The 26,657-nt window shown below is 71.8% G+C and carries 19 protein-coding genes, 1 other RNA gene and 1 pseudogene; 7 read left to right on the forward strand and 14 right to left on the reverse strand.

What is annotated here, in order from left to right; genetic code table 11:
- Positions 1-34 precede the first annotated feature (34 nt).
- Positions 35-1,150, forward strand: coding sequence for an AIR synthase-related protein (locus DRV96_RS06090; protein ID WP_119288885.1), 1,116 nt, complete (start codon positions 35-37; stop codon positions 1,148-1,150).
- Between the two features lie 20 nt (positions 1,151-1,170).
- On the opposite strand, the gene DRV96_RS06095 is transcribed toward DRV96_RS06090, so the two are convergent.
- Positions 1,171-1,527, reverse strand: a complete 357-nt coding sequence (locus DRV96_RS06095; RefSeq protein ID WP_119288887.1) for a hypothetical protein — start codon at positions 1,525-1,527, stop codon at positions 1,171-1,173.
- A gap of 106 nt (positions 1,528-1,633) precedes the next feature.
- Positions 1,634-2,059, reverse strand: a complete 426-nt coding sequence (locus tag DRV96_RS06100) for a hypothetical protein (RefSeq protein WP_162910965.1) — start codon at positions 2,057-2,059, stop codon at positions 1,634-1,636.
- 125 nt (positions 2,060-2,184) lie between these two features.
- On the opposite strand from DRV96_RS06100, the gene ffs reads away from it, so the two are divergent.
- Positions 2,185-2,282, forward strand: an RNA gene (ffs, locus tag DRV96_RS06105) — signal recognition particle sRNA small type.
- A 51-nt stretch (positions 2,283-2,333) separates the two neighbouring features.
- Here the strand turns inward: ffs and DRV96_RS06110 are convergent.
- The 4 genes from DRV96_RS06110 to DRV96_RS06125 form a co-directional block, all read right to left on the reverse strand.
- Positions 2,334-4,736 carry a serine/threonine protein kinase gene (locus DRV96_RS06110; RefSeq protein WP_119288891.1) on the reverse strand — a complete coding sequence of 801 codons (2,403 nt, stop codon included), beginning with the start codon at positions 4,734-4,736 and terminating at the stop codon, positions 2,334-2,336.
- Positions 4,733-6,568 (reverse strand): serine/threonine protein kinase, encoded by a 1,836-nt coding sequence (locus DRV96_RS06115; protein WP_119288894.1) that lies wholly within the window; start codon positions 6,566-6,568, stop codon positions 4,733-4,735. Before DRV96_RS06115 ends, DRV96_RS06110 begins: the two co-directional genes overlap by 4 nt.
- A 112-nt stretch (positions 6,569-6,680) precedes the next feature.
- The gene (locus tag DRV96_RS06120; RefSeq protein WP_119288895.1) at positions 6,681-9,932 is read right to left on the reverse strand and encodes a UvrD-helicase domain-containing protein; all 3,252 of its coding nucleotides are present in this window, start codon (positions 9,930-9,932) and stop codon (positions 6,681-6,683) included.
- On the reverse strand, positions 9,929-12,505 hold the full coding sequence (locus DRV96_RS06125) for a PD-(D/E)XK nuclease family protein (protein WP_162910966.1): 2,577 nt from the start codon (positions 12,503-12,505) through the stop codon (positions 9,929-9,931). Before DRV96_RS06125 ends, DRV96_RS06120 begins: the two co-directional genes overlap by 4 nt.
- A 160-nt stretch (positions 12,506-12,665) precedes the next feature.
- Here DRV96_RS06125 and trxA point away from each other — a divergent pair, with 160 nt between their 5' ends.
- From trxA to DRV96_RS06145, 4 genes are all read left to right on the forward strand, one after another.
- Positions 12,666-12,995: a thioredoxin TrxA gene (trxA, locus tag DRV96_RS06130; RefSeq protein ID WP_119288899.1), complete on the forward strand. Its 330-nt coding sequence runs from the start codon at positions 12,666-12,668 to the stop codon at positions 12,993-12,995.
- Positions 12,996-13,219: 224 nt separating this feature from the next.
- A complete protein-coding gene (gene rho, locus DRV96_RS06135; protein ID WP_119288902.1) occupies positions 13,220-14,485 on the forward strand; it encodes a transcription termination factor Rho in 1,266 nt (421 codons plus the stop codon).
- A gap of 87 nt (positions 14,486-14,572) precedes the next feature.
- Positions 14,573-14,827 carry a type B 50S ribosomal protein L31 gene (locus DRV96_RS06140; protein ID WP_119288904.1) on the forward strand — a complete coding sequence of 85 codons (255 nt, stop codon included), beginning with the start codon at positions 14,573-14,575 and terminating at the stop codon, positions 14,825-14,827.
- 103 nt (positions 14,828-14,930) lie between these two features.
- A complete protein-coding gene (locus DRV96_RS06145) occupies positions 14,931-16,613 on the forward strand; it encodes a hypothetical protein (protein WP_119288906.1) in 1,683 nt (560 codons plus the stop codon).
- Between the two features lie 6 nt (positions 16,614-16,619).
- On the opposite strand, the gene phoR is transcribed toward DRV96_RS06145, so the two are convergent.
- From phoR to DRV96_RS06185, 8 genes are all read right to left on the reverse strand, one after another.
- Positions 16,620-17,963 carry a phosphate regulon sensor histidine kinase PhoR gene (phoR, locus tag DRV96_RS06150; RefSeq protein WP_162910967.1) on the reverse strand — a complete coding sequence of 448 codons (1,344 nt, stop codon included), beginning with the start codon at positions 17,961-17,963 and terminating at the stop codon, positions 16,620-16,622.
- An 11-nt stretch (positions 17,964-17,974) separates the two neighbouring features.
- Complete coding sequence (gene phoB, locus DRV96_RS06155; RefSeq protein ID WP_119288909.1) at positions 17,975-18,688, reverse strand: phosphate regulon transcriptional regulator PhoB; 714 nt, start codon at positions 18,686-18,688, stop codon at positions 17,975-17,977.
- A gap of 20 nt (positions 18,689-18,708) precedes the next feature.
- Entirely contained in the window at positions 18,709-19,416 is a 708-nt protein-coding gene (phoU, locus tag DRV96_RS06160; RefSeq protein WP_119288911.1) for a phosphate signaling complex protein PhoU, read from the reverse strand.
- A gap of 19 nt (positions 19,417-19,435) precedes the next feature.
- The gene (gene pstB, locus DRV96_RS06165) at positions 19,436-20,248 is read right to left on the reverse strand and encodes a phosphate ABC transporter ATP-binding protein PstB (protein ID WP_119288955.1); all 813 of its coding nucleotides are present in this window, start codon (positions 20,246-20,248) and stop codon (positions 19,436-19,438) included.
- Positions 20,249-20,324: 76 nt separating this feature from the next.
- Positions 20,325-21,980, reverse strand: coding sequence for a phosphate ABC transporter permease PstA (pstA, locus tag DRV96_RS06170; RefSeq protein ID WP_119288914.1), 1,656 nt, complete (start codon positions 21,978-21,980; stop codon positions 20,325-20,327).
- A gap of 21 nt (positions 21,981-22,001) precedes the next feature.
- Complete coding sequence (locus DRV96_RS06175) at positions 22,002-24,269, reverse strand: ABC transporter permease subunit (protein WP_119288916.1); 2,268 nt, start codon at positions 24,267-24,269, stop codon at positions 22,002-22,004.
- 78 nt (positions 24,270-24,347) lie between these two features.
- Positions 24,348-24,962: a hypothetical protein gene (locus DRV96_RS06180; RefSeq protein WP_162910957.1), complete on the reverse strand. Its 615-nt coding sequence runs from the start codon at positions 24,960-24,962 to the stop codon at positions 24,348-24,350.
- A gap of 118 nt (positions 24,963-25,080) precedes the next feature.
- The gene (locus tag DRV96_RS06185; protein WP_119288920.1) at positions 25,081-26,061 is read right to left on the reverse strand and encodes a PstS family phosphate ABC transporter substrate-binding protein; all 981 of its coding nucleotides are present in this window, start codon (positions 26,059-26,061) and stop codon (positions 25,081-25,083) included.
- 464 nt (positions 26,062-26,525) lie between these two features.
- Between DRV96_RS06185 and DRV96_RS18835 the strand changes: the two are divergent.
- Positions 26,526-26,657 (forward strand): annotated as a pseudogene (locus DRV96_RS18835) (IS256 family transposase); the annotation flags it as partial.

Raw genomic sequence — 26,657 nt, forward strand, 5'->3', positions numbered from 1 at the left:
AGCCACCGCTGCGGCGACGCCGATAATGCCCGCCATGTCCAGCGCCCCCGCCACCCCCCTGACCTACCACCAGGCCGGCGTCGACTACGACGTGATCGACCCGCTGAAGGTGGCCGCGCAGCGCGCCGCTGCCGCCACCGCGGCGAACCTCGCGCCGCACGGCATGGCCGAGGTCGCCGCGTCGCGCGGCGAGTCGGCCTTCGTCGTCGACGCCGGCCCGTTCTACCTCGCGAGCATCGTCGAGTGCCTGGGCAGCAAGGCGCTGGTGGCCGACGAGATGGCGCGGCTGACGGGCCGCTCGTACTACGACGGCATCGCGCAGGACACGATCGCGATGGCCGTCAACGACCTGATCACGGTCGGCGCGACGCCGCTCGTCGTGCAGGCCTACTGGGCCGCCGGCGGCAGCGAGTGGTTCGGCGACGCGCAGCGCGCGCAGGCGCTCGTCGACGGCTGGAAGCACGCGTGCGACACCTGCGGCGTCGCGTGGGGCGGCGGCGAGACGCCGGCGCTCGCGGGCATCGTCGAGTCGGGCCGCATCGACCTCGCCGCGTCGTGTACCGGCATCGTGCAGCCGAAGTCGCGCCTGAGCCTGGGCGAGCGGCTCGCGCCGGGCGACGCCATCGTGCTGCTGGCCTCCAGCGGCATCCACGCCAACGGCCTGACGCTGGCGCGCAAGCTCGTCGAAAGGCTGCCGCAGGGCTACCTGACGCCGGTCACGTCGACGCTGAACTACGGCGAGGCGCTGCTCGCGCCGACGGTGCTGTACGCGCCGGTCACCGAGGCGCTCGCGAAGGCCGGCGTCGCGGTGCACTACGCGGCCAACGTCACCGGCCACGGCTGGCGCAAGCTGATGCGCCACCCGGCCGCGCTGACCTACCGCCTGCACACCGTGCCCGACGTGCCGCCGGTGCTGCGCTTCGTGCAGCAGCACGCGCAGCTCGACGACCGCGAGGCCTACGGCACGTTCAACATGGGCGCCGGCTTCGCGCTGTACGTCGCCGCCGGCGACGCGGCGCGCGTCGTCGAGGTGTCGCGCGCGCTGGGCATCGAGGCCTGGGTCGCCGGTACCGTCGAGGCCGGCCCGAGGCAGGTGCTGATCGAACCGCTGGGCGTGCGCTTCGGCGCCGACGAGCTGCAGCTGCGCTGAACGCGCGCAGACGCCGCCAGTCAGCGCGCTGTGGCCTGCATGCGCGCCAGCTCGCGCCGCTTCATCGCGAGGTACTCGTCGCGCTCGAGCTCCTTGAGCTGGCGCGGATGGCGCTCGACCAGCGCCCACCAGGTCTGCAGCCGTGCCTCGGGCTGCTGTGCCGGCGGCAGCGTACTCGTCGCGAGCAGCGCCTCGATCGCGTAGTGGTAGCGCAGCGCGTTGCGCTCGACGATGCCGCGCAGCCCGCCGACGTACACCGGCCGGCCGTCGCTGCGCCGGCCGACGACGGTGAACCCGACCTTGTCGCGGCCGATCGTCGCGAGGTAGGTCGACATCGCGACGCGCGCCAGCGCGCCGTGGCGGTAGGCGTAGGTCATGTGCACGAAGCTCGTGCGCTCGTCGAGCGGCGTCGCCTCGAAGTCGATGCGTTAGTCGCACGTGCCCAGCGGGCCGCTGGGCACGTGCAGCTGCACGCGCAGATAGTCAGTCGGCGTGGCTGTCGGCGACAGCGAAGCGGAAGTCGACGCGGTAGGCGTCGACCGGCGGCTGGTCGACCTTGCGACCGATCGATACCGTCACGCGCGCGTCGTGCGGCGCGTCGCTGCTGCGGCAGCCCTTGACGTTCTGGTGCAGCATCAGCGCGTCGCACCACGCCGCAGGCTGCACCAGCAGCTCGCGCAGCGGCACGAACGGGTGGGCGACGACGGCCGACACCTCGCCGCGCGACGCGCCGTCGGTGTGCCACGACTCCAGCACCAGCGGACGCGGGAACACGCTGCGCGCCAGCGCCTCGCCGAGCGCCGCGTGCCGCGAGCGCAGCGCCGCCGCGTCCTGCGCGACGCACGCCGGACTCAGCGCCATCGCGATCCCCCCGAGCACCGCAGCCCATCGGGCGCGCATCGTCGTCATCGTCGTGCCTGCTGCCGTCGGCGTCGCGCGCCAATCTACGCCAGATCGGGGCCGCTGCGCCGCTCGCGAGGCCGGCGCAGCCCGGGCAGCGGCTCGGCGCCGACCCGTCACCTACAATCGCTGCCGACGGGCCTCCTCGCATGGAAGCGCGGCCAACCGGGTCAGGTGGGGAACCAAGCAGCCCTAACCGTTGCGACCAGTGCCGAGGGCAAGGCTCGTCACCCTCCCTCACCCTTCCCGTTCGGCTGCCGGCGCGCGGCGTGCGCGCGCGCGTTCAGCCGCCCGCCTGCCGGAACGCCATCACCGCCTGGTTGCGCAGCGTGCGCAGCAGGCTGAGTTCCTTCTCGCCGAGCGCGATCCCGCCGGCGGTGGCCTGATCGGCGTAGATCAGGCCGAACGGCGCGTTCTTCAGCGTCAGCGGCAGCAGCAGGAAGCTCGGCGCGCCGACGCGCTCGCGGAACCACGGCGGCAGCCGCGACGCGATGTTCGCGACGTTCGCGTCGGCGATCAGCGTGTCGACGCCCTTCAGACACACCGCGGTGAACAGGTCCGCCGCCGCGCCGGGCGCGAGCTGCAGCGGCACGCGCAGCGCGGCGCTGACGGCGTCGGCGCCGTCGCCGAGGCCGAAGCGGCCGACCAGCGTGTTCGTCTTCGCGTCGCGCAGCGCGAACACGACGCGCCGCGCGCGCAGCGCGCGCAGCATCGTCTCGAGCACCATGCGCAGCACTTCGTTGAGGCGGAACCCGTCGGACACCATGTGGTTCGTGATGTCCTGGATGCCCGCGGCGAGCACGTCGGCCGCCGGTTCACCGAGGTCCAGGTCCAGCGCGGCGGGCGCCGCCGCGGCGGCGGCCGCCTGCAGCTGCAGCGGCGACAGCGAGTCCTCGGCCGCAGCCGCCGGCGGCGCGAGCAGGCGCTGCGCGCGGTCGGTGGGGCCAACGCGGATCGCCATCGCATCGACCAGCGACGCCAGTCGCTGCTGCGCCTGCTCGGCCGCGCGCTTGAGCTCGCCCGCCTTGAAGCCGAGCACGCGCGCGTAGCGCTGCTCGATGTCGCCGATCTTCGCGTCGGCGTCGTCGCTGTACAGCAGCGCGTCGGCGACTTCGTTGGCGGCCTGGCCGAGCCAGCGCATGCGCTCGGGACCGCGCTCGGCGGCACGCGCGGGCGTGTCGGCCCCGGCGCGGCGCATCGACTGGCGCAGCGTCTCGGGCAGGCCCCAGCTCTTGGCCACGCCCAGCCCCAGGTCCTCGAAGCTGATGCCCAGCACGCGCACCGCGGCGCTGTCCTGGTCGGGCGGCGCGGCGGCCTCGAGCGTGCCCGCGGGCGGTCGCATCAGCGCGCGGATCTGCTGCGCCTCCTCGCGCAGGTAGAACTCGGTCAGCAGCCGCCCGAGGTTCTGGAACATCGCACTGAGGAAGGCCTCTTCGCCGTCGCGCACCGCGGGCACGAGCTCGCCGGCGAGCGTGCCGGCCATCAGCGCGCGCAGGAACTCCTCCTTCAGCTGCTGCGCGTGGCCCTTGTCGTGCATGTGCTCGAGCAGCACCAGCGCCAGCGCCATGTTGCGCACGCCGGCGAAGCCCACCAGCGCCACCGCGCGCGACACCGTCGTCACCGGCCCGGCGGTGAAGAAGTGCGCCGAGTTGACCATGCGCAGCAGCTTGTTCGTCAGCGCGACGTCCTGCAGGATCTCGCTCGCGAGGTTGTTCAGGTTCTCGTTCTCCGAGCGCGTCAGCCGCTGGATGCGCGCGACTGCATCCGACAGCGCCGGGAAGTCGCTTTTCAGGCGCATGCGGCGCAGCAGGAACTCGAGCGTGCCGCTGGCCTCGGGGTCGACGACGGCCTCGACCTTGGGCTGCAGCCACTGCGCGAGCGCCTGGTGCATCTCGCCGACGTCGGCGAAGCGCTGCGCCGCATCGCGCGCGATCGCGCGGCGCACGATGGCGCGCAGCGCGTCGTCGGGCGGATCGCCCAGGTGCTCGGGCAGCTCGAGCTGTTCCAGCGCGACGCGCTCGATCGCGCGCATCGGGTCGCGCTCGCGCAGCAGCGGCGTGCCCGACAGCATCTCGGCGAGCACGACGCCGGCGCCGAACACGTCCATCGCCGGCGTCGGCGGCTTGCCGCGCGCGGCCTCGGGCGACATGTAGCCCGGCGTGCCGAAGATGCGCCGATCGTGCGGGTCGGCGATGCGCGCGGCGATGCCGAAGTCCATCACGCGTGCGCGCCCGTCGGCGTCGAGCAGGATGTTCGACGGCTTGAGGTCGCGGTGCACGATGCCGCGCGCGTGCGCGGCGCGCAGCGCGTCGAGCACGCCGAGCATCATCGTCACCGCCTCGCGCGGCGCGATCGCACCGCCGCTGCGCAGCCGCTGCGACAGCGTCGGCCCGGCGACGTACTCGAACACGAGATAGCTCTGGCCGTCGTGCTCGTCGGCCTCGAACACCGGCACGATGTGCGGGTGCGTCAGCTGGCTGACCGCGCGCGCCTCGTGCAGCCACTGGCTCACGGCACCGGCGTCGGCGTCGGGGGCGAGCAGCTTGAGCGCAACCTCACGCTCGAGCCGCGTGTCGCGCCCGAGCCAGACCGACGCCTGCGCGCCCTCGCCGAGCTTGCGCTCGAGCACGAAGCGCCCGAGCACGGTGCGCCCGGGCGACCGTGCCGCCGGCAGCACGGCGCTCATGTCGAGGCCCCGGTGGCCGCCGACCAGGTGGCGGCGCCGTCGTCGTCGCTGCGCGCGTCGTCGTCGAGGTCGTCGTCGACATCGCTGTCGTACTGCGACGCCTGCAGCGCGGCCTGCAGGTCGCGCAGGTTCAGGCCCAGCACGCGCGCGTAGCGCTGCGCGACGCGCTCGAGCGCGGCGTGCTGCTCGCGCGCCGGCAGCGCGAGCGCGTCGATCGCCTCGTGCGCGGCGCTCGCGACGGCGCGCAGCACGTCGTCGTCGTGGTCGGGCTGGCGCACCGGCACCGTCGGCGGCAGGCGCCGCATCATGTGCAGCACCGCGTCGTCCATGCCCCAGTGGCGCGCGACGGCGGCCGCGAGCCCCTCGATGTCGCAGCCCAGCACCGCGTAGGCGGCCTGCTGTTCGTTCATGCCGGGCTCGCCGCGTTCTTCCGGCGACGCGGGCGGCAGCGGCTGCATCAGGCGGCGGATCTGCACGGCCTCGTCGGGGAAGTGGTACTGCACGACGAGCCGCCCCAGGTTCTGCAGCATCGTCACGAGGAACACGACCTCGGCGTCGTAGCCGGCCGGCCGCAGCGCCTGCGCGAGCCGCCCGGCGCGGCGCGTGCGCTCGATCAGTGCCGCGAGCTCGCGCGCGCCGGGCTCCGAAAGCGGTCCGGGCCACGCGCGCAGGCCGTTGGCGGCGCGGCGCACGCCCTCGAGGCCGACCATCGCGATCGCGCGGCGCACCGTCAGCACCGGGCCGTTGCCCGAGACCTGCGTGCCGCGCACCTGCGCGGTGTTGACGACGCGCAGCAGCTCGAACGACAGCGCGAGGTCGCGCAGCACGATCTGCGCGAGCTCGGCGGTGTGCTCGCGGTCGAGCAGCGCCAGGCGCGCCGCGCGCGCGGCACCGCCGGGCGTGGCCGGCAGCGCGCCGATCTGGCGCACGCGCTCGACGAGCAGCGCGTGCGCGCCGCCGGCCTGCGCGGTCTCGGCCTCGATCCAGCCGCGCAGCGCGCGCGCCAGCGTGCGCGCGTTGAGGTAGCGCTGGCGCGGCTGGCGGTCGGTCGCGCGGTTGACGATCGCGCGCAGCGGCTCGGGCACCGGGCGCGGGATCGAGAACGGCAGCCGCACGATGTCGCGCCCGTGCGGCGGCAGCCGCTCGATCACCGCAGCGACGTCGGGCTCGTCGAGCGCCGGGCGGCCGGCCAGCAGGTGGTGCAGCAGCACGCCGACGGCGAGCACGTCGCGCTGCGCGGCGTCGCGCCGTGCGCGCAGCTCGCCGGTGTCGACCGACAGCGCGCGCGCCGGTGCGCCGTCGGCCTGCGGCCCCGCGGGCGTCGCCGCAGGGGCCACTTCGAGACCGAGCAGCTTGACCGTGCCCGACTCGCCGAGCACCAGCATGTGCAGTTGCAGGTCGCCGTGCGCGACGCCGGCCTCGTGCGCGAACGCGAGCCCGTCGAGCGCACCGGCGATCCAGCCCGCGATGTCGAGCGTCGCCTCGGGCTCGGCGCCGAGCCGCTCGGCCAGCGTCTGGCCGGCGCGGCGGTCGTAGGCGGCATAGGGCCACTGCTCGTGCTCGCCGACCTCGGTCGCCGGCACGAGGTGCGGGTGGTCCAGCCGCGCCGCACGGCGTGCGGCCTGCAGCCACGCGGCGAGGTCGGCGGGCAGCAGCGCCTGGCGCGGCAGCGCGAGCATCGTCTCGATGCCGTTGAGCGGGTCGAACGCGAGCCACAGCATCGAGCGCGCGCTGCGGCCGAGCAGGCGGCGGATTTCGAAGCGCCCGAAGCGGCGCAGCGGCGCCGACGCGGCTCGCGCGGCAGCAGGCGGGGCAGGGTCGGAAACGGCCATCGCAGGCGACAGGGTGACGCGCCCGATTGGACCCGCCGCGCTCGCCCGCCGAAGCGGCGAACAGCCGTGCGAACCCCACCCTGTTCGGTGCCGGCGCGCGGGCGGCCGCGGCTCAGATCTCGAGCACCTCGCCGCGGCCGGTGATGAACGCGGCGCGCACGCGCTCGCCGGGCTGCAGCGCCTGCACCGCGGCGCGGTAGCGCGCGAGCTGCGCGCGCAAGACCTCGACCTCGGCCGGCGCGTGCGCGAGCTTGTAGTCGAGCACCCACCACTCGGGCGCACCGTCGCCCTCGAGGCACACCAGGCGGTCGATGCGCGCGACGCCTTCGGCGTCGGCCACGGTCACTTCGTTGCCGGCCCAGCGCAGCCCGGGGGCGAAGAAGCGCGCCGCCTGCGCGCTGCCGAGCACGGCCTGCGCGCGCTCGCGCACCTCGTGCACCAAGGCCGGCGGCAACCCGAAGGCGCGCGCTGCCGCCTTGGCGGCAGCGCCGACGTCGAGGCCGGCTGCACCGGGCGCGGTGGCCCACTCGAGCAGCCGGTGCACCGCCTGGCCCAGCCGCGCCGCGACGTCGTCGGCGGCCGCGGGTGGCGGCTCGGGCGCCGGGGCGAGCACGGGCCGCGGCCGCAGCGAGACCTCGATGTCGCGCGCGGCCGCGGCCGCCGGCGCCGGCGCCGCGGCCAGCTCCAGCGGTGCCGCGAGCCCCTGCAGGCGCTGCCACCAGCTGCGCGGCGTGCCGCGGTGCGGTTCGGTGGCGCTGACGACGAGGCGCTCCTGCGCGCGCGTCAGCGCGACGTACAGCATGTTGAGCTCCTCGCGCTCGCGCTGTGCCTGCTCGGCCGCGAGCAGCTCGCGCAGCGACGGCGGGCAGCGCGCCTCGCTGGCGACGAAGGCGACGCGCCGCGGGTGCGCGACGTCGACGGGCCAGTCGACGAGCAGCGTCGCGGTGGGCGTGCGCTGCGCCTCGGGGTCGCCGTCGACGAGCACGACGACGCGCGCCTCGAGCCCCTTGGCGCCGTGCACCGTCAGCAGCTGCACCGCGTCGGGCTGCGCCTCGGCGGCGACCTTCAGCGCGCGCCGGCGCAGCGCGCGCACGAAGCGGTACGGCGTCGCGTAGCGGCCGCCGTCGAGCTCGAGCGCGAGCGCGAGCAGCGCGCGCACCGCCTGCCGCGCCGCCGGCCAGCGCTCGGCGCCGACGCGCGCGGCCAGCCGCGGCCACAGCTCGCCGTCGGTGACGATGCGCTCGAGCAGGTCGTGCGGCGGCAGCACCGCGGCGGCGTCGGCCCACGCCGCGAGCAGCGCGCGCGCGCGCGCGAGCGCCGGCGTCGGCGCGCTCAGCGCCATCAGCGCGTCCCACCACGTGCACGGCGCGGCGTCGCGCGCGGCTTGCGCGACGATCGCGAGCTCGTCGTCGCCGGCATCGAACAACGGGCTCTTGAGCGCATGCGCGAGCGACAGGTCGTGGCCCGGCGACGCGAGCACGTCCAGCACGGCGACCAAGTCGCGCGCCTCGGGCTGGTCCGCGAGCGCCGACTCCTCGGGCGCGGCGAACGGCACGTGCAGCGCCTGCAGCGCCGCCGCGGTGCGGCGCAGCGCATCGCGCTTGCGCGCGAGCACCTGGATCTCGCCGGGCGCGACGTCGCCGGCGACGAGCGCCTGCACCGCGAGCGCGACCTGGCGCGCCTCGCGCTCGCGCCGGTGCTCCTCGGCGTCGCGCCGCGGCACGTGCAGCGACGGCCGCCACGCGGTGGCCTCGGCGCGCGGCGGCGCGCCGCGGCCCGCCGGCGCCGCATCGTCGCGCGCGATGCGCTCGAGGCGGTGCAGCGCCACCGCCGCGGGGTCGCCGGCCACGTGCGTCGTGTGTTCGCGAAAGCCCGCGTACTCGCCGTCGTCGCGCGCCCGCGTGAACACGGCGTTGACGACGGCGAGCACCGCCGGGTGGTTGCGTCGCGTGTGGTCGCAGGCGAGCACGTCGCCGCCGAGCGCGTCGACGACGAAGTCGCGCGCGGCGGCGAACACGCGCGGCTCGGCGCGGCGGAAGCGGTAGATGCTCTGCTTCGGGTCGCCGACGATGAACACCGCGGGCGGTGCAGCACCGCCGCCGGCGCCGGCGTAGCCCTCGAGCCACGAACGCAGTGCGTGCCACTGCAGCGGCGAGGTGTCCTGGAACTCGTCGATCAGCAGGTGGCGCACGCGCGCGTCGAGCCGCTGCTGCACCCAGCCCGACAGCACCGGGTCGGCGAGCAGCCGCCGCGCGACCAGCTCGAGGTCGGCCATGTCGACCAGCCCCTGACGGCGCTTGAGCGCCGCGTACTCGGCCAGCAGCACGCGCGTCAGGCGCGCCATCGCCTTGTGCTCGACGTGCGCGTCGTGCTGCGCGACGGCCTGCGCGAGCGCCTCGAGGTCGTCGATCGCCGTGCGCAGCGCTGCACCGTCGCCGAGCTGCTTGCGCGGCTCGCCCTTGTCGGTGAAGAGGGCCCGGCGCAGGCCGTCGTACGTGGCCAGCGCATCGGGCTGCGCGAGCGCCCGTTCGATCGCCGCGGCGGCGTCGCGCGGCTTGGCCTTGCCCAGTGCTGCGAGCTCGCGCGCGAGCGCGAGCCAGCGCTCGCGCTCGGCCGGCGCCTGCAGCATCTGCGCCGGGTGGACGAGGCCGGCGAAGCGCGGCCACAGGGCGCCGGCCGGCGGCACCGCGTCGTCGAGCGTGCCGGCCTCGTCGGCGAGCTCGATCTCGATGCGCCGCTGCCATGCCGCTTCGAGCCAGTCGCGCACGGCGCCGCGGCCGCGGCGCGCGACGAGGTCGCGGTAGTCGTGGTGCAGCGCCGCGTCGGCGACCACGCGGGCGTGGAAACGCGCGAACAGCTCGCCGCGCAGGTCGTCGACCTCCTCGACGAGCGCCATCTGCGGCGCGAGGCCGAGCTCGCGCAGCAGGTCCAGCGGTGCGGCACGCAGCAGCTGCGCGAACCAGGCGTGGAAGGTGCGCACGTCGACGTCGCGCCCGCCGTCGAGCACGCGGTCGAGCAGCGTCGCGGCCTGCGGTGCCGCGGCGCGCGCCGCCGCCGGCGCCATGCCGCGCTCGACGAGCATCTGCACGCGCACGTCGTCGCCGGCGTCGGCGAGCTCGCGCAGCACGCCGTGCAGCCGCTCGCGCATCTCGCCGGCGGCCTTGCGCGTGAACGTGATCGCGAGGATCGCGTACGGTGGCGTGCCGTCGAGCAGCGCGCGCACGATGCGCGCGACCAGCATCCAGGTCTTGCCGGCGCCGGCGCAGGCCTCGACGACGACGCTGCGCCGCGGGTCGCAGGCCACGGCGTAGAACGTCTCGCGCGTGGCCGGCGCGCCGTTGCAGTGGTACGACGGTGCGGTCATGCAGCGCCCGCCGCGGCGCCGTCGTCGGCGCTCCAGTGGTCGCGCCGGCACAGCCCGCGCGCCTCGCAGTGCGTGCACACCGCGCCCTCGCCGAGCGCCGGCAAGCCGGCGCCGGCGGCGATCTCGCGCAGGTCGGCGGCCAGGCCGTCGATGAACCCTTGCGCCGTGGCGGCGACGTCGGGGTGCACGATCTCGACGGGCGCCTCGCGGTCGTCGAGCGCGAGGTACATCGCGTGCACCGCGCGCCCGGGCGGGCGCTCGCCGAGCAGCGCGGCATAGGTCGCGAGCTGCGTGTCCTCGAGCGGCTCGCGCACGGCGGTGCGCAGTGCGGCGGGCGAGCCCGTCTTGTAGTCGATCAGCGCGACGGCGCCGCCGGGCCCGTCGTCGATGCGGTCGATGCGCCCGCCCAGGCGCAGCGGCAGCCGCTCGTCGGCCGCGCGCTCGCGCTCGACCTCGCCGGCCTGCCAACGCCAGCCCTCGGCGTCGCGCCGGTGCAACCACTGCACATAGCGCGACGCGATCGCGTCGAATGCGGCGCGGTACGGCAGCAGCCGCGCGGCGTCGAGACCGAGCTCGTCGCCGGCGGCGTCGGCGGCCGACGCGAGCGCCGCGAGGTCGGTCGCGGTGTCGCGCGGTGCGCCGCGCTGCTGGTGGAACCGCAGCAAGACGGCGTGCAGCCAGGTGCCGTAGTCGCGCTTGTCGACTTCGGCATCGAGCTCGTCGGCCTCGCGCAGGCCCAGCCCGACGCGGGCGTGGAAGCGGTACGGGCAGTCGCGCAGCGCCTGCACCGCCGTCGCACTCAACCGCGACGGCAGCGGCCCCGGCCAGCGCGGCGCCGGGCGTGCCGGCGGCTGCGGCCGCACCGTCCTGTGCGTCAACCGCGGCGGCTGCTCCGGCGGCGCGGCGGTGCCAGCGTGCCGGCGCGCGCGCCACGCACGCTCGACGAGCGGGCTGGGCCCCAGCGGCTCGCCGGCGTCGCTGCGCCGGCGCAGCAGCACGACGCGCGGTGCGCGCAGCAGCTGCGCGAATGCGACGGCCTCGCGCTCGCGCCGCTGCGCGGCGGTCTCGAGGCCGAGTTCGGCCGCGACGGCATCGCTCCACAGCGCGTCGGGCGCGACCGCAGCGCCGAGCCGCGAGCCGTCGCAGCCGGGGCAGACGGCGGCGCCGAACGGCCGCCACAGCGCGCGCGCCAGCGGCGTGATGACGACGTGCGGCTGCGCCGGCGCGGGCGGGCGGAACGTCGCGGCGTCGAGCGCCGCATCGACCCACGCGACGAAGCCGGCGCGGTCGAGCCGCGTCTCGCGGGCCACCGTGCGCCACGCGGCATCGGTGTCGTCGTCGCCGAGCCGCAGCGTCGCGGCGACTTGCTGCGCCGCGGGGTCGGCCGCCGGCGCGCCGAGCACGGTGGCCAGCGCGCGCAGCCAGTCGTGAAGCGGCTGGCGCCCGGGCGTCGACAGCGGCGCGAGCCGATGGCGCTGCGCGGCCCAGGCCGCGGCGAGGCCGGCGTCGAGCGTGCGGCCGCTGCGCCATGCCGACTCGATCGCCGTGACGGTGGCCACCGGCAGCGCCGCGTCGGCCTTCAGCGCATCGAGCCACGCGTCGGCATCGGCGTCGGGTGCGGCCGCGCGCAGCAGCGCCATCACGCGCGCGGCGGCGCGCGTCGTCGACAGCCGCCAGCCGGTCTCGTCGTGCACGCGCAGGCCCGGCACGCGCTCGAGCATCGCGTGCACGCGGCGCACGAGCGCGCGGTCGAGCGCGACGAGCAGCACCGGCGTGGCGCCGTCCTGCACCGCCTGCAGCACTTCGGCGGCGGCCACCTCGGCCTCGTCCTCGAAGCCGTCGCACACCAGCCGCCGAGGCGGCGGCAGCGGCGCCGCGCGCGCGAAGCCGCTGGCGGCGTCGGCGGCCAGGCGCACGTCGACGACGGGGACGCCGGCGTGTGCGGCCAGCGACGACACCAGCGCATCGGCGCCGACGCCGGCCACCGTGACCCACGCCGCAGGACGCGCGGCCCACAGGCGGTCGGTGGGCTGCACGTCGTCGAGCGCGGCCCACTCGACGGCCACGCGCGCGAGCAGGCGCTCGGTGCGCCCCGGCCCCTCGATCGGCGCGAGCAGCGCGCGTGCGCGCTGCCACCACGCCTGGCGCTGGCCGGGCGGCTGCGCCGCCACGGCGTGCATCAGCGCGTGCGCGGCATCGACGACGGCGTCGACGGCGTGGTCGAAGCCGCGCGGGTCGCGCCGCGCCCAGGCGGCGCTGCCGTCGCGTGCGCGCAGCAGCGCCGCGGCGACGAGGCGGTCGACCACGCGGTCGCCACTGGGCGCCTCGGGGACCCGCACCGGTGGCGGCCCGAGGGCGTCGGCCAGCGTGTGCGTCGTCTCGACGCGCGGCTGCCAGCCGCCCAGCGCGGCGAATGCGCCGCGCGCGACGGGCAGCAGCTCGGCGAAAGGCAGCAGCACGACGGCATCGGCGGGCGGCACCGCCGCGTCGTCGAGCGCGCGGCGCATGCGCCGCGCCCACGCGCGCCAGGCTTCGGCGTCGACGACGCCGTCGAGGAGATCGATCGCAGGCAAGGCAGGCGGGCCACGGACACGCCGCACGGCGGCCACGGGGCACGGGGCTTTATGTCAGAATCATTGTGCCTTGGCGCACCTGAGCGGCTGCCCGTGGCGGCGCCTGCCAACCGGGCGCGAGCTGCGGCACCGACGTGCGAAGTGCCTGCGAGGACCGACGATGAGCAGTGACCTGATCACCCACGTATCCGACGCGTCGTTCGAAGCCGACGTGCTGAAGTCCGACCGCCCGGTGCTGGTCGACTATTGGGCCGAGTGGTGCGGCCCGTGCAAGATGATCGCGCCGATCCTCGACGAGGTCTCGAAGGACTACGACGGCCGGCTGCGCGTCGCGAAGATGAACGTCGACGAGAACCGCGAGGTGCCGGCCAAGTTCGGCATCCGCGGCATCCCGACGCTGATGCTGTTCAAGAACGGCCAGCTCGCGGCGACCAAGGTCGGTGCGATGTCGAAGGCGCAGTTGACCGCCTTCATCGACGGCCACCTATAATTCTTCGATCGTCGGCGGCCGCTGCCCGAGGCAGCGCGCGGCCGGCGACGCCACGCTTCAGATCCCACGCACCGGTATCAGCGGCCGGACGCTGCGGGACTCGACGAAGCACCTCATCCTCAACGCCTTGCCGACGGCCTTGCGGGCCGGCCGTGGCCCCGACGGGCCGCGGCGGGGTCGGCCTGCGAATGGCCCGCCCTCTTCCCCACGAAGGGAATGCCTCCATGCATCTGTCCGAACTGAAGACCATGCACGTGTCGAAGCTCATCGAGATGGGCGAGGCACTGGAGATCGAGAACGTCGCGCGCCTGCGCAAGCAGGAGCTGATGTTCGCGATCATGAAGAAGCGCGCGAAGGCGGGCGAGCAGGTCTTCGGCGACGGCGTGCTCGAGGTGCTGCCCGACGGCTTCGGCTTCCTGCGCTCGATCGACACCAGCTACATGGCGTCGACCGACGACATCTACCTGTCGCCCTCGCAGATCCGCCGCTTCAACCTGCACACCGGCGACATGATCGAAGGCGAGGTGCGGGTGCCGAAGGACGGCGAGCGCTACTTCGCGCTCGTCAAGGTCGACCGCGTCAACGGCCTGACCCCGGAGGAGAACAAGCACAAGATCATGTTCGAGAACTTGACGCCGCTGTTCCCGAAGGAACAGTTCAAGCTCGAACGCGACAACCTCAAGACCGACGAGAACATCACCAGCCGCATCATCGACCTGATCGCGCCGATCGGCAAAGGCCAGCGCGCGCTGCTCGTCGCGCAGCCCAAGACGGGCAAGACGATGATGATGCAGCACATCGCGCACGCGCTGATGGCGAACTACCCGCAGGTGCACCTGATCGTGCTGCTCGTCGACGAGCGGCCCGAGGAAGTCACCGAGATGCAGCGCACCGTGCGCGGCGAAGTCATCAGCTCGACCTTCGACGAGCCGGCGGCGCGTCACGTGCAGGTCGCCGAGATGGTGATCGAGCGCGCCAAGCGGCTCGTCGAGCTGAAAAAGGACGTCGTGATCCTGCTCGACTCGATCACGCGCCTGGCACGCGCCTACAACAACGTGCTGCCGTCGTCGGGCAAGGTGCTCACCGGCGGCGTCGACGCCAACGCGCTGCAGCGCCCGAAGCGCTTCTTCGGCGCGGCGCGTAACGTCGAGGAAGGCGGTAGCCTGACGATCATCGGCACTGCGCTGATCGACACCGGCAGCCGCATGGACGAGGTGATCTACGAGGAGTTCAAGGGCACCGGCAACTGCGAGATCCACCTCGACCGCCGCATGGCCGAGAAGCGCGTCTACCCGTCGATCCTGATCAACAAGTCGGGCACGCGCCGCGAGGAGCTGCTGCTCAAGCCCGAGATCCTGCAGAAGACGTGGATCCTGCGCAAGCTCCTGTACAACATGGACGAGATCGAGGCGATGGAGTTCGTGCTCGACAAGATGAAGCAGAGCAAGAGCAACCTCGACTTCTTCGACATGATGCGAAGGGGTGGGTGAGGCTCCTATAATTCGCGGTTTTCCGCACGCGGCAAGTGCGTCGAATGGGTCGACGTGGCTGTCGCACACGACGCGACGAGGCTACCGATGAAAGAAGGCATCCACCCGAACTACCGCGAGGTCTGCTTCCTCGACCTGTCCAACGGCTTCAAGTTCGTCACGCGCTCGTGCGCGCCGACGAAGGAGACGATCACGATGGACGACGGGCGCGAGCTGCCGCTGATCAAGCTCGAGACGACGAGCGAGTCGCATCCGTTCTACACCGGCACGCAGAAGAGCGTCGATAACCTCGGCGGGCGGGTCGAGAAGTTCCGCAACAAGTTCGCGCACCTCAAGAAGTGAGACGCGCCCGGCGCGTGGCGCGCGACGACGGGGCAGCCACGGCTGCCCCTTGTTCTTTGGGCGCCGTCTGGCCGCAGGCCATGCGCGGCGGCATCATCACCTGGTGAACCGGAACCCGACCCCGGCACTCGTCACGCAGCGCGCCGCGCAGCGGCTGCCGCGCGCGGCGCTGCTGCTGTTCTGCGCTGCCTACGTGCTGCCGGGCGTGTTCGGACGCGACCCGTGGCGGGTGGCCGACATCACGGCGTTCGGCTACATGGCGGCGATGGCCGAGGGCCGCACGTCGTGGCTGGCGCCCACCGTCGGCCAGCTGCCGCTCGAACAGGCACTGCTGCCGCACTGGCTCGGCGCCGCGAGCATCGTGCTGCTGTCGCCGCTGCTCGGCGCCGAGCTGGCCGCGCGCGTGCCGTTCGCGCTGCTGCTGGCGCTGACGCTGGTGCTGGTGTGGTATGCGACCTTCCACCTCGCGCGCACCGAGGCCGCACAGCCCGTCGCGTTCGCGTTCGGCGGCGAGGCCGACACCGTCGCGTATGCACGCGCGATGGCCGATGGCGCCGTGCTGGCGCTGATCGCCACCCTCGGGCTGCTGCAGCTCGGCCACGAGACGACGCCCGCGCTGGTGCAGCTGGCCGGCGTCGCGCTGTTCCAGTGGGCGATGGCCTCGGCGCCGTTTCGGCGGCAGCGCGCGCGCGCGGCCGCGCTGGTCGCGCTGCCGCTGGTGGCCGCGAGCGGCGCGCCTGGCCTCGCGCTGCTGCTCGGTGCCATCGGCGTCGTGCTGTCGCGACTGTCGGCGTACGAGCAGGTGCGCCGCCTCGTGCCCTGGGCGCTCGCGGCGACCGTGGCCGCCGTCGCGACGGCCTCGTTGGCCAAGACCTGGCAGTTCGGCTGGCGCCTGCGCGCCGAGCCTGACCAGTGGCTCGGCATCGTGCGGCTGTGGCTGTGGTTTCTGTGGCCGGCGTCGCTGCTCGCGCTGTGGACGGTGTGGCGCTGGCGACACCACCTGTTCAATCGCCACATCGCCGTGCCGCTGACCGTCACCGCGGCGGCTCTGGCCGTCAGCACCGGGCTCGGCGGCGCCGACGAGGTGCTGATGCTGGGGCTGCCCGGCCTGGCGGTGCTCGCGGCGTTCGCGCTGCCCACGCTCAAGCGCGGCGCGGCAGCCGCCATCGACTGGTTCTCGGTGTTCTTCTTCTCGGCGTGCGCGATCGCGGTGTGGGGCATCTACACGTCGCTGCACGTGGGCGTGCCCGGCGCACCGGCGCGCAACGTCGCGCGGCTGGCCAGCGGCTACGAACCGAGCTTCTCGGCGGTCGCGCTCGTCGTCGCGTTGGCCGGCACTGCGGCGTGGGTGTGGCTGGTGCGCTGGCGCACCGCGCGGCACCGCGCCGCGCTGTGGAAGAGCCTCGTGCTGCCCGCCGGCGGCGTGGCGCTGACGTGGCTGCTCGTGATGACGCTGCTGCTGCCGGTGCTCGACTACGTGCGCAGCGACCGCGAATGGATCGCGCGCATCGCACCGTACGTGCCGCCGGGAGCGTGCATCGCCGCGCCCGACGTCGGCCGCGCGGCGATCGTGGCGCTGGAGCATCACGGCCGCTGGCGCGTGGACGGCCGCCCCGATGCGGCCGACGCCAGCGGCTGCGACGTGCTGCTGCGCCGCGAGCGCCAGCGCACGCACGTGCGTGCCGGCCCCGGCTGGACCGAGGTCGCGCGCGTGCAGCGTCCCGACGAGCGGCGCGACGCGACGCGCATCTACCGCCGCGACACCGCGCCGGCCGGCGGCGGCTGAGCGCGGTCAGCGCGACGCGTCGGCGACGGCGGCCGCGTCGTGCCGCACGCGCACCCGCGCGGCCGGCACGACGATGCGAAAGCGCGAGCCCTTGCCCCGCTCGCTTTCGATGTCGAGCTCGCCGCCGTGGCGTTGCACGACGTGCTTGACGATCGACAGGCCGAGCCCGGTGCCGCCGGTATCGCGCGAGCGGCTGCCGTCGACGCGGTAGAAGCGCTCGGTCAGCCTCGGAATGTGCTCGCGGTCGATGCCCACGCCGTTGTCAACGACGTCGATCTCCCCCACACCGTCGGCGCGCACGCGCCAGTGCACGTCGATCTGGCCGCCGTCGGGCGTGTAGCGCACCGCGTTCGTCACCAGGTTGCCGACCGCGCTGAGCAGCTCGGTCGCACTGCCGGCGATCTCGCCGCCCGGCGGCACGTGGAACACGAGCCGGTGGCGACCGGCCGACAGCGCCTCGCCGTCGGCGCGCACCTGCACCATCAGCGCGTCGACGCTCACCCACTGGTCGGCCGGCGGCCGCGGACTGCCCTCGAGCTGCGCCAGGGTCAGCAGGTCGGTCAGCAGCGTCTGCATGCGCGTGGTCTGCTGCTCCATCAGCTTGAGCACGCGCTGGCGCTCGACCTCGGTCAGCGGCAGCGTGGCCATCGTCTCGACGAACCCGGCGAGCACCGTCAGCGGCGTGCGCATCTCGTGCGACACGTTGGCGACGAAGTCGCGCCGCATCGCATCGCTGCGCTCGCGCTCGGTGATGTCCTGCGACAGCACGAGCTTCATCCCGTCGCCGTAGCGGCGCACCAGCACCGACAGCGTCTGCCGCCCCAGCGGCCCGGGCACGACCACCGGGTGCTCGAACTGGCCCTGTTGCAGGTGGGCGACGAACGCCGGCGTGCGCACCAGGTGCGTCACATGCTGGCCGCGGTCGCGCGCCGGGTCGAGGCCGAAGTGGTCGGCTGCGACGGCATTGCACCACTCGATCTGGTCGTCGGCGTCGAGCAGCAGCACCCCGTTGGGCGAGGCCTCGATCGCCTGCAGGAACTGCTGCAGGCGGCCGCGTTCGTGCTCGATCGAGGTCTCGCGCGTGCGCATCGCGCGCTCGACGCGGTACGCGAGCTCGCCCCAGAAGCCGCCCGCGCCGGGGGCGTGCGCGGCCTGCGCGCCGCGCAGCCAGTCGAGCAGCCGCCGCGCGCGCAGCGCATCGAGCGTCGTGGCCAGCGACACCCCGGTCGCGCCGCCGAGCGCCATGCCGAGCGTGCACGCGTCGAACCAGCCGCCCACCCAGGCGCCGATCGTGGTGCCGGCCAGCATCGCCAGCAGCGCAGCGACGATGCGCGGCAGCAGCCAGGGCACCGCTCAGCCCCTCAGGCGGCGATGCTGCCCACCTGCTGCGTGAAGCGGTAGCCGGCGCCGCGTACCGTCTCGATCAGTCCGGCGCACTGCACCGGCTGCAGCGCCTCGCGCAGGCGCTTGACGTGCACGTCGACGGTGCGTTCCTCGATGAACACGTGGTCGCCCCACACCCGGTCGAGCAGTTGCGCGCGGCTGTGCACGCGCTCGGGGTGCGTCATGAAGAAGTGCAGCAGACGGAACTCGGTCGGCCCGACCTTAACCTCGCGCACGCCGTCGGCACCGGTTTTCGTGACGCGGCGGGTGGCCGGGTCGAGGCGCAAGCCCGCGATCTCGACCGCGGTGTCGAGCGCCTCGGGCGCCTTGCGCCGCAGCACCGCGCGGATGCGCGCCAGCAGCTCCTTCGTCGAGAACGGCTTCGTCAGGTAGTCGTCGGCACCGGCGTCGAGACCGCTGATCTTGTCGGCTTCTTCGCTGCGCGCCGTCAGCATGATGATCGGAAGGTCGCGTGTGCGCGCGCTCGTGCGCCACTGCTTGGCCAGCGCGAGCCCCGACTGCCCCGGCAGCATCCAGTCGAGCAGCACGAGGTCGGGCAGCACGGCGTCGACCGCGGCCTGTGCCTGGTCGGCCGTCGTCGCGATCGTCACCTCGTAGCCCGCATGCCGAAGGTTGATCGAGATCAGCTCGGCAATCGCCGCCTCGTCTTCGACGACCAGCACACGGCTCATCACTCCTCCCCTGCCCGCGCTCAGCGCACAGCCTTCTCGACGTCGGGCACCGTCACGTGGCGCACGTCGGTGCCCTTGACGACGTAGATCACCGCCTCGGCGAGGTTCTTCGCGTGGTCGCCGACGCGCTCGATCGCCTTCGCGACGAAGACCAAGTCGATGCTCGAGGAGATCATCCGCGGGTCTTCCATCATGTAGGTGATCAGCTTGCGCAGCAGGCCGTCGAACTCCTGGTCGAGCTGGTCGTCGCGCTTCAGCACGTCGAGCGCTTCCTCGGCGTCGAGGCGTGCGAAAGCGTCCAGCGCCTTGTGCAGCTGCGAACACGCGAGATCGGCCGTGAACTGGATGTCGGCCACCGGCAGCCGCAGCCGGCTCGACACCCCGGTGTTGATCAGCCGCTGGACCGTGCGCGCGATCCGCGCCGCCTCGTCGCCGACGCGCTCGAGGTTCGCGCTCGCCTTCGAAACCGCGAACAGAAGCCGCAGGTCGATCGCGGCCGGCTGGCGCATCGCGACGATCTGCTGCATCTCGGCGTCGATCTCGACTTCCATGTGGTTCAGCCGGTCCTCCTGCTGCAGTACCTGCGTGGCCATCTCGCCGCTGAAGTTCGCCAGCGCGTAGACGGCCTGAGCCACCTGGGATTCGGCCAGGCCGCCCATCTCCAGCAGACGGCTCGAGACGTCGCGAAGCTCGATGTCGAACTGCTTCGTCGTGTGGGTGTCGATCATGCTCGTGCTCTCCGCCCGGTCAGCCGAAGCGGCCGGTGATGTAGTCCTCGGTTTCCTTCCTCGCCGGCTTCATGAACAGCTGGCGCGTCGGAGCGTATTCGATCAGCTTGCCGAGGTACATGTAGGCGGTGTAGTCGGACACGCGCGCGGCCTGCTGCATGTTGTGCGTAACGATGACGATCGTGAACTTGTTCTTCAGCTCGAACAGCAGCTCCTCGACCTTGGCGGTCGAGATCGGGTCGAGCGCCGAGCACGGCTCGTCGAGCAGCAGCACCTCCGGCTCGAGCGCGATCGCGCGCGCGATCACGAGCCGCTGCTGCTGCCCGCCCGACAGGCTCAGGCCACTGGCATCAAGGCGGTCCTTCACTTCGTCCCAAAGCGCCGCGCCGCGCAACGAGCGCTCGACCACCTCGTCGAGCTGGGCGCGGTTCGACACGCCGAGCAGCCGCAGGCCGTAGGCCACGTTCTCGTAGATCGACTTCGGGAAAGGGTTCGGCTTCTGGAACACCATGCCGACGCGACGCCGCAGCTGCGCGACGTTGACACTGCGGTCGTAAATGTTGCGCCCGTCAATCAGGATCTGGCCTTCGACGCGGCAACTGTCGACGAGGTCGTTCATGCGGTTGAAGCAGCGCAGCAGGGTCGACTTGCCGCAGCCGCTCGGGCCGATGAAGGCGACGACCTGGCGGCGCGGAATGTCCAGCGTGACACCATGTAGCGCCTGCACGCTGCCGTAGAAGAGGTTGAGGTTGCGCACCGACACCGCGGCCTCGTGGTCGGACACCGGCCGCGCCGGCGCGTTCGTCTCGGGTACGGCGGTCGAGATCGTCATGCGCGGCGTGGCGGCTTCGGACATGGCATTCATGAAGGGATCTCCGTTGGGCGGATGATGGCGAGGTCGGCGTCGCTCAGACGTTATCGAGCCCGCGGTACTTCTCGCGCAGACGGTTGCGCAGTGCGATGGCGGTGAGGTTGAGCACCATGATCACGATCACGAGCAGCAGCGCAGTGGCATAGACCAGCGGGCGCGCGGCCTCGACGTTCGGGCTCTGGAACCCGACGTCGTAGATGTGGAAGCCCAGGTGCATGAACTTGCGCTCGAGGTGCAGGTACGGGAAGTACTGGTCCAGCGGCAGCGCCGGTGCCAGCTTGACGACCCCGACCAGCATCAGCGGGGCCACCTCGCCGGCGGCGCGCGCCACCGCAAGGATCAGTCCCGTCATCATCGCCGGGGTGGCCATCGGCAGCACCGTGCGCCAAAGTGTCTCGGCCTTCGTCGCACCAAGAGCCAGGCTACCTTCGCGCACCGAGCGCGGCACGCGTGCCAGGCCCTCCTCGGTGGCGACGATGACCACCGGAAGCGTCAGGATCGCCAACGTCAGCGAGGCCCACAGGATGCCCGGGCTGCCGAAGGTCGGCGCCGGCAGCGCCTCGGGAAAGAACAGCTGGTCGATATTGCCGCCCAGAAAATACACGAAGAACCCGAGGCCGAACACGCCGTAGACGATCGACGGTACGCCCGCGAGGTTGTTGACCGAGATGCGGATCGTGCGGATCAGCGGCCCCTGCTTCGCGTACTCGCGCATGTAGATCGCGGCCATGACACCGAACGGCGTGACGATGACCGACATGATCAGCACCATCATCACCGTGCCGAAGATCGCCGGGAAGATGCCGCCCTCGGTGTTGGCCTCGCGCGGGTCGTCGGTGACGAACTCGACGAGCTTGTGGAAGTAGTGGCGGATCTTCTGTCCGACGTTCATCTCGTTGGCACGATAGACGTCGGCCACGATCGCGAGCTTGATCTCGACTTCCTTGCCATCCTGCACTTCGGCGACGACGGTGTCGCGCGCGATGTCTGCGCGCAGCTGCTGCAAATCAGCCTGCAGCGCGGCGAAGCGCTCGTCGAGCACCTTCTTGCGTTCTTCCAAGCTCGCTTCGCGCTCGGCGTTCAACTGCCCGCGCAGCTCGAGGCGCCGACGCTCGAGGCGAAGCTGCTCGAGCCGGTAGTTGACGTCGCCGATGTCGTGCTTCTCGATCGCGAGGATGCGCCTGAACAGGCCGTTGGCGCGCTCGAAGCGCTCGAGCAGCACCGGCCAGGCCGCGTCGCCGGTGGCGACCACGTTGCCGTTCTCTTTCACCGCGCGGAGGTGGCCGTAGAAGTTGCCCCATTCACGGCGCTCGATCGTCAGCAGGTCGTTCGGGTACGTGAACTCCCCGAGCAGCGGCACTGGCAGCCAGCGGAAATCGACGCCGGTGAGATCGCGGTTGCCGAACTTGACGAGCACGCGGTCGACGAACGCGGCATCGGTACCGAGCTTGAAGCCAGCTTCCTCGAGACGGCGTACCGCGACTTCCTCGCGGTCACGAATCTCGCCGATGATGCGTACCTTCGAGCCGTCTTTCTCGACGAAAGTCGTCTCCACGACCGGGCTGGGCCAGAAGTGGCCGAGGCCGCGCAGGGCGGTCATCGCCAGCACGCCGGCGACCATCACCACGCACAACGCCACCGCGCCGGCGGTCAGCCAGATCCACGGCGATCCGCTCTTGATCCAATCACGCATGATGGTGCTCTCCCGAGGCCCTCAGACCGTCTGGTACTTCTCGCGCAAACGCTGGCGGACGATCTCGGCCGCGGTGTTGACGACGAAGGTGAACACGAACAGCACGAGCGCCGACAGGAACAGCAGACGGTAGTGCGTCTCGCCGACGCCGGCCTCGGGCATCTCGACACCGATGTTGGCCGACAGCGTACGGAAGCCCGTGAACAGGCTGAAGTTCATCACCGCCGTGTTGCCCGTGGCCATCAGCACGATCATCGTCTCGCCCACCGCGCGGCCGAGGCCGATCATGACCGCCGAAAAGATGCCGGGGCTTGCCGTGGGCATCACGACGCCCATCAGCGTCTGCCACGGGGTCGCGCCGAGCGCCAGCGAGCCGGAGGTCAGGCTCTTGGGCACGCTGAAGATCGCGTCTTCGGCGATCGAGAAGATCGTCGGCGTCACCGCGAAGCCCATCGCGATGCCCACGACCAGCGAGTTGCGCTGCTCGAAGTCGATGCCGGCGACGTTGCTGAGCCAGTTCGGCATGTCGCCGCCGAAGAACGCCGCCTCCACCGGGTGGCCGAGCTGCATGAACAGCCACAGCAGCACCATGATGAAGGGGATCAGGATCGCCGCTTCCCACCCCGCTCCGATGCGCTGCTTGAAGCCCTCGGGCAGCAGGTGCCATGCGTAGGCGGCGATCACGAACGACAGCGGCATCAGCAGCAGCGCCATCAGCACGCCGGCCAGGTTGTTTTCGACGAACGGCGCAAGCCACAGTCCGGCGAGGAAGCCCAGGATCACGGTGGGCAGTGCCTCCATCACCTCGATCGTCGGCTTGACGATCTGCCGCATGCGCGGCGCCATGAAGTAGGCAGTGAAGATGGCACCGAGGATGGCCAGCGGCACCGCCACCGCCATCGCGTACGTGGCGGCCTTGATGGTGCCGAAGGTCAGAGGCGCGAGGCTGAACTTCGGCTCGAAGTCGGAGTGCCCCGCCGACGACTGCCACACGTAGTCCGGGTGCTCGTAGCTCTCGTACCACACCTTTTGCCACAGGGCTTCGAACGACACTTCAGGGAAGTCGTTGTGCACCGCCGCCACGTGCAAGCGGCCTTTGGCGTCCTGGGCCAGGTAGCCGTTGCCTCGGTGCGGGATGCCGACCGACACCAGGGGCTGGTCCGACAGCTTTTCGACGAACAGAAGCCGCCTCGACGTCGCGAAGTAGCTGCCGAAATTTCCGGCCTGGTCGCCGACGACGAAAGCCTTGCGGAAAAACTCCGGTGCGATCGAGACGATCGGCGCTGGCATCGGCGTGAACTCACGGATCTTCCTGAGGTCGAAATCGGCGCCGTCGCGGCGCACGAGGAACCATTGCGAGAGACTGCCTTTGTCGGTGCCGAACACCAGCGAGTAGCCCCCGCTGAGGATCGTCATCGCGGTGACGCGCTCGCCGGCCGGCGCGACCTCGACCGTCTCGACACGGCGCGGCGCGCTCTTGTTGGAAATGTCGAAGCGCGTCAGCGAGCGGTCGCCGTGCAGCACGTAGAGTTCGCGCTGTTTCCACTCGACGATCATGTCGCGAATGTCGGCGGGCACCGGCGAGATTTCGGCGTTCTGCACCTCGCTCTTGGTTTCGCCAGTCATCAGGTTCGTCGTCACACTGACGGACGAGACCAGCAGCCGGCCGTCGACCGTGCGCGCGACGATGGTCGTGCCGTCTTCGTTGTGCTCGAACGCCAGCCGGTCGATGGCAGCGCCCCGCTCGTCGACGACGAGCGGCTGATCGCCGAGGGGATACTCGATGTCCGGCGTGATCAGACGCTTGCCGCCGGGAAACGTCACGTTGTAAACGTGTTTGGCGAGCACCACACGGCCATTCGACAAGCCGTAGGCAAAGGTGTAGCCGCGACGCTCGCCCGCCGCCATCGACGTGATCTGCACACCGTCCCCGACCGCAAGACGCTTGCGTGCAATCTCACCGCCGTCGCCGAAACGGAAGAACACCGCCTCGCCGGCCGAGTCGAAGCGCACACCGATTTCGCGCTGCTCTTCGCTTACCAGTAGTCCTGTCGTCGTGTCGGCTGCGCCAGGCAGGGCGTAGGTCGCGCGAGCCTCGATATCCGGCGGCACGAAAATCGGCACGACGACGCTGGCCAGGTAGAAGAAGATGGCCGTGATCGCGACGATGACGCCGATGCCGCCCGCGGACATCGTGCTTTTGAACAGCCGGTCGAGCAGCAGCCGGCGCCCCATGGCGCGGTCGACGCTCTCGCGAACGGTGCCGGTGACGGGGGCACTGGTGCTCATCGGTATCCCTCGGTGCAAACGAAACCGCGGGCCCGTGCCGTGTCGGCAACGGGCCGGCGGTGCGCGCGAAGCCCTGCTTTACTTCTTGTCTTTGCGCAGCGCGGCAAAGCGGTCGATCGTGACCTGCGGGCGGCCTTTCTTGAAGCCGGCGCTATCGACGACCCACACCAGCGTGGCACCGCCAGGGCCGGCACCGATGTCCGTGAAGCTGTACGGCACCTCCCCGGAGCCGATGAATTCTTTCATGACCTTCAGGTCACTGAACACGTAGTACCGGCCGTTCTTGAACACCTCGCCATAGAAATCGTCGGCCGGGGGCAGCTTCGCGTCGAAGACCTGCTCGGCCACGCTCGGCTTGCCGGACTTGACGTCGTCGTTGGTGATGCCGAACACGAGCGTCGAACCCATCGGGCTCCCCCCGATGCGCGTGCGCGTCAGGGCGACCTCCTTGTGCTCGAGAAACTGGAAATAGTTGGCCACGTCCCCGAAGGCATACATGCGTCCGTCCTCGGGCAGCACGACGAAGTAGTACTTGGCGGCCGTCATCGCGGCAGGGGCAACAGCGGCCGGCGCAGGCGCAGGCGCAGGCGCCGGCTTGGGTGCCGGTGCCGGAGGCTGGGTTCCGGCGCACGCAGCCAGCACGAACGCGACGGCCACGGGAGCGACCGAACGCAGGCGAATCGACGTAGTCATGAATGGAATGCTCCGCAAGTGTATGGGGTGACTGGTGACGCCACCGAGCCCACGATGGCCGTCGTCAGGCTCGGCGGCGTGCCGCTGGCGCCTCACGCCGGTAGGCGCATCGGCAGCGTCACTTGGACAGCATCTCCTCGGCACGCGCGGCCACCGTAGCCGGCAGCGGCACGAAACCGTCCTTGACGACGACCTGCTGGCCGACTTGCGAGTGCACCATCTTGAAGAACTCGCGCTCGAGCGGCGGCAACGGCTGGCCCGGCTTCTTGTTGACGTAGACGTACAGCACCCGCGCGAGCGGGTACGTGCCGTCGATGGCGTGGACTGCGTCGGCCTCGACGAAAGGCTCACCCTTCTTCTTCGACAGCGGCAGCGCGCGCACACCCGAGGTCTTGTAGCCGATACCCGAGTAGCCGATCGCGTTGAGCTGTGTCGTCACGCTCTGCACGACCGAGGCCGAACCCGGCTGCTCGGCGACGTTGCGCTTGAAGTCGCCCTTGCACAGCGCAACGTCCTTGAAGTAACCGTAGGTGCCCGACACCGAATTGCGGCTGTACATCGCGATGTCGCGGTTGGCCCACTCACCCGTCATGCCGACCTGGCCCCATTTCGTGATGTCGGTCGGGTAGCCACACTTGCGGCCGACCGAGAAGATGGCGTCGACTTCCTCGATGCTCAGGCCACGGATCGGGTTGTCTTTGTTGACGTAGACCGCCAGCGCGTCGATCGCCACCGGCACGGCGGTCGGCTTGTAGCCGTGCTTCTTCTCGAAGCCCTCGATCTCCTTGGCGTTCATCAGGCGGCTCATCGGCCCGAAGTTGGAGGCGCCCTCGGTCAGCGCCGGCGGCGCGGTCGACGAGCCGGCACCCTGGATCTGGATGTTGACGTTCGGATATAGGCGCTTGAATTCCTCGGCCCAAAGCGTCATCAGGTTGTTCAGCGTGTCCGAGCCGACACTCGTGAAGTTGCCGGACACGCCGGCAGCCTTCTGGTAGACGGGCAGCTTGGGGTCGACCTGGACGGCTTGCGCGAGAGCGCCTTGCGACAGAAACGCAAGGCCGGCAATGCCGAGGGCAGCGACGATTTTCTTCAGGGTCATGGCATCCACTCCGTGATGGAAAGGGCAGAAGTACTCGCAGCACGAGACGGAGGAATGCTAGGTGCCGTCTGTGACGGCTCTGTGACATCTCGTCGTCATGTTGTCATGCGACGAGACGGGGAGTCAGCCGCTGCGCGTCCCAACGCAGCGACGACGTGCGTGGTCAATATCGCTATGTGACATCTTGATGACAACGAAGTCATCAAGATGCCCGCCAGCCGGGCCTCGATGACACTGCTCGACGAACGGGATCGGCCAGCATGCACCGCAGTGGTGTGCCGTGGAGCAGTCGAGAACCCGCTGAAACCGGCCTCCCGCCACCACAAGACGCTCGTCAAGCCGAGCGGAACCGCTCTCGGCGATGTCCCAAAGTCTGTTGAACGCGTGAGCTGAGGTGGCGGCTCCTTCGACCCGCATGCGAGAGCATGCGGGTTGCCTCGCAAGCAACCGAAGGAGCCACCGAGATGAAGTCTCACACGAAGTCGTCGTTGCGGGCCGTGCCCGCTGCGCAGGTTCAGATCTCGCTGCCCGTGCAGGGCGTGCTGCGCGATGTCCGCCACGCCTTCCTGGGCCTGTGCATCGACGCCGGCCAGAAG

Origin of the sequence: Azohydromonas sediminis (assembly GCF_003574675.1) — a bacterium.
In the GTDB taxonomy this organism is placed as follows: domain Bacteria; phylum Pseudomonadota; class Gammaproteobacteria; order Burkholderiales; family Burkholderiaceae_C; genus Calidifontimicrobium; species Calidifontimicrobium sediminis.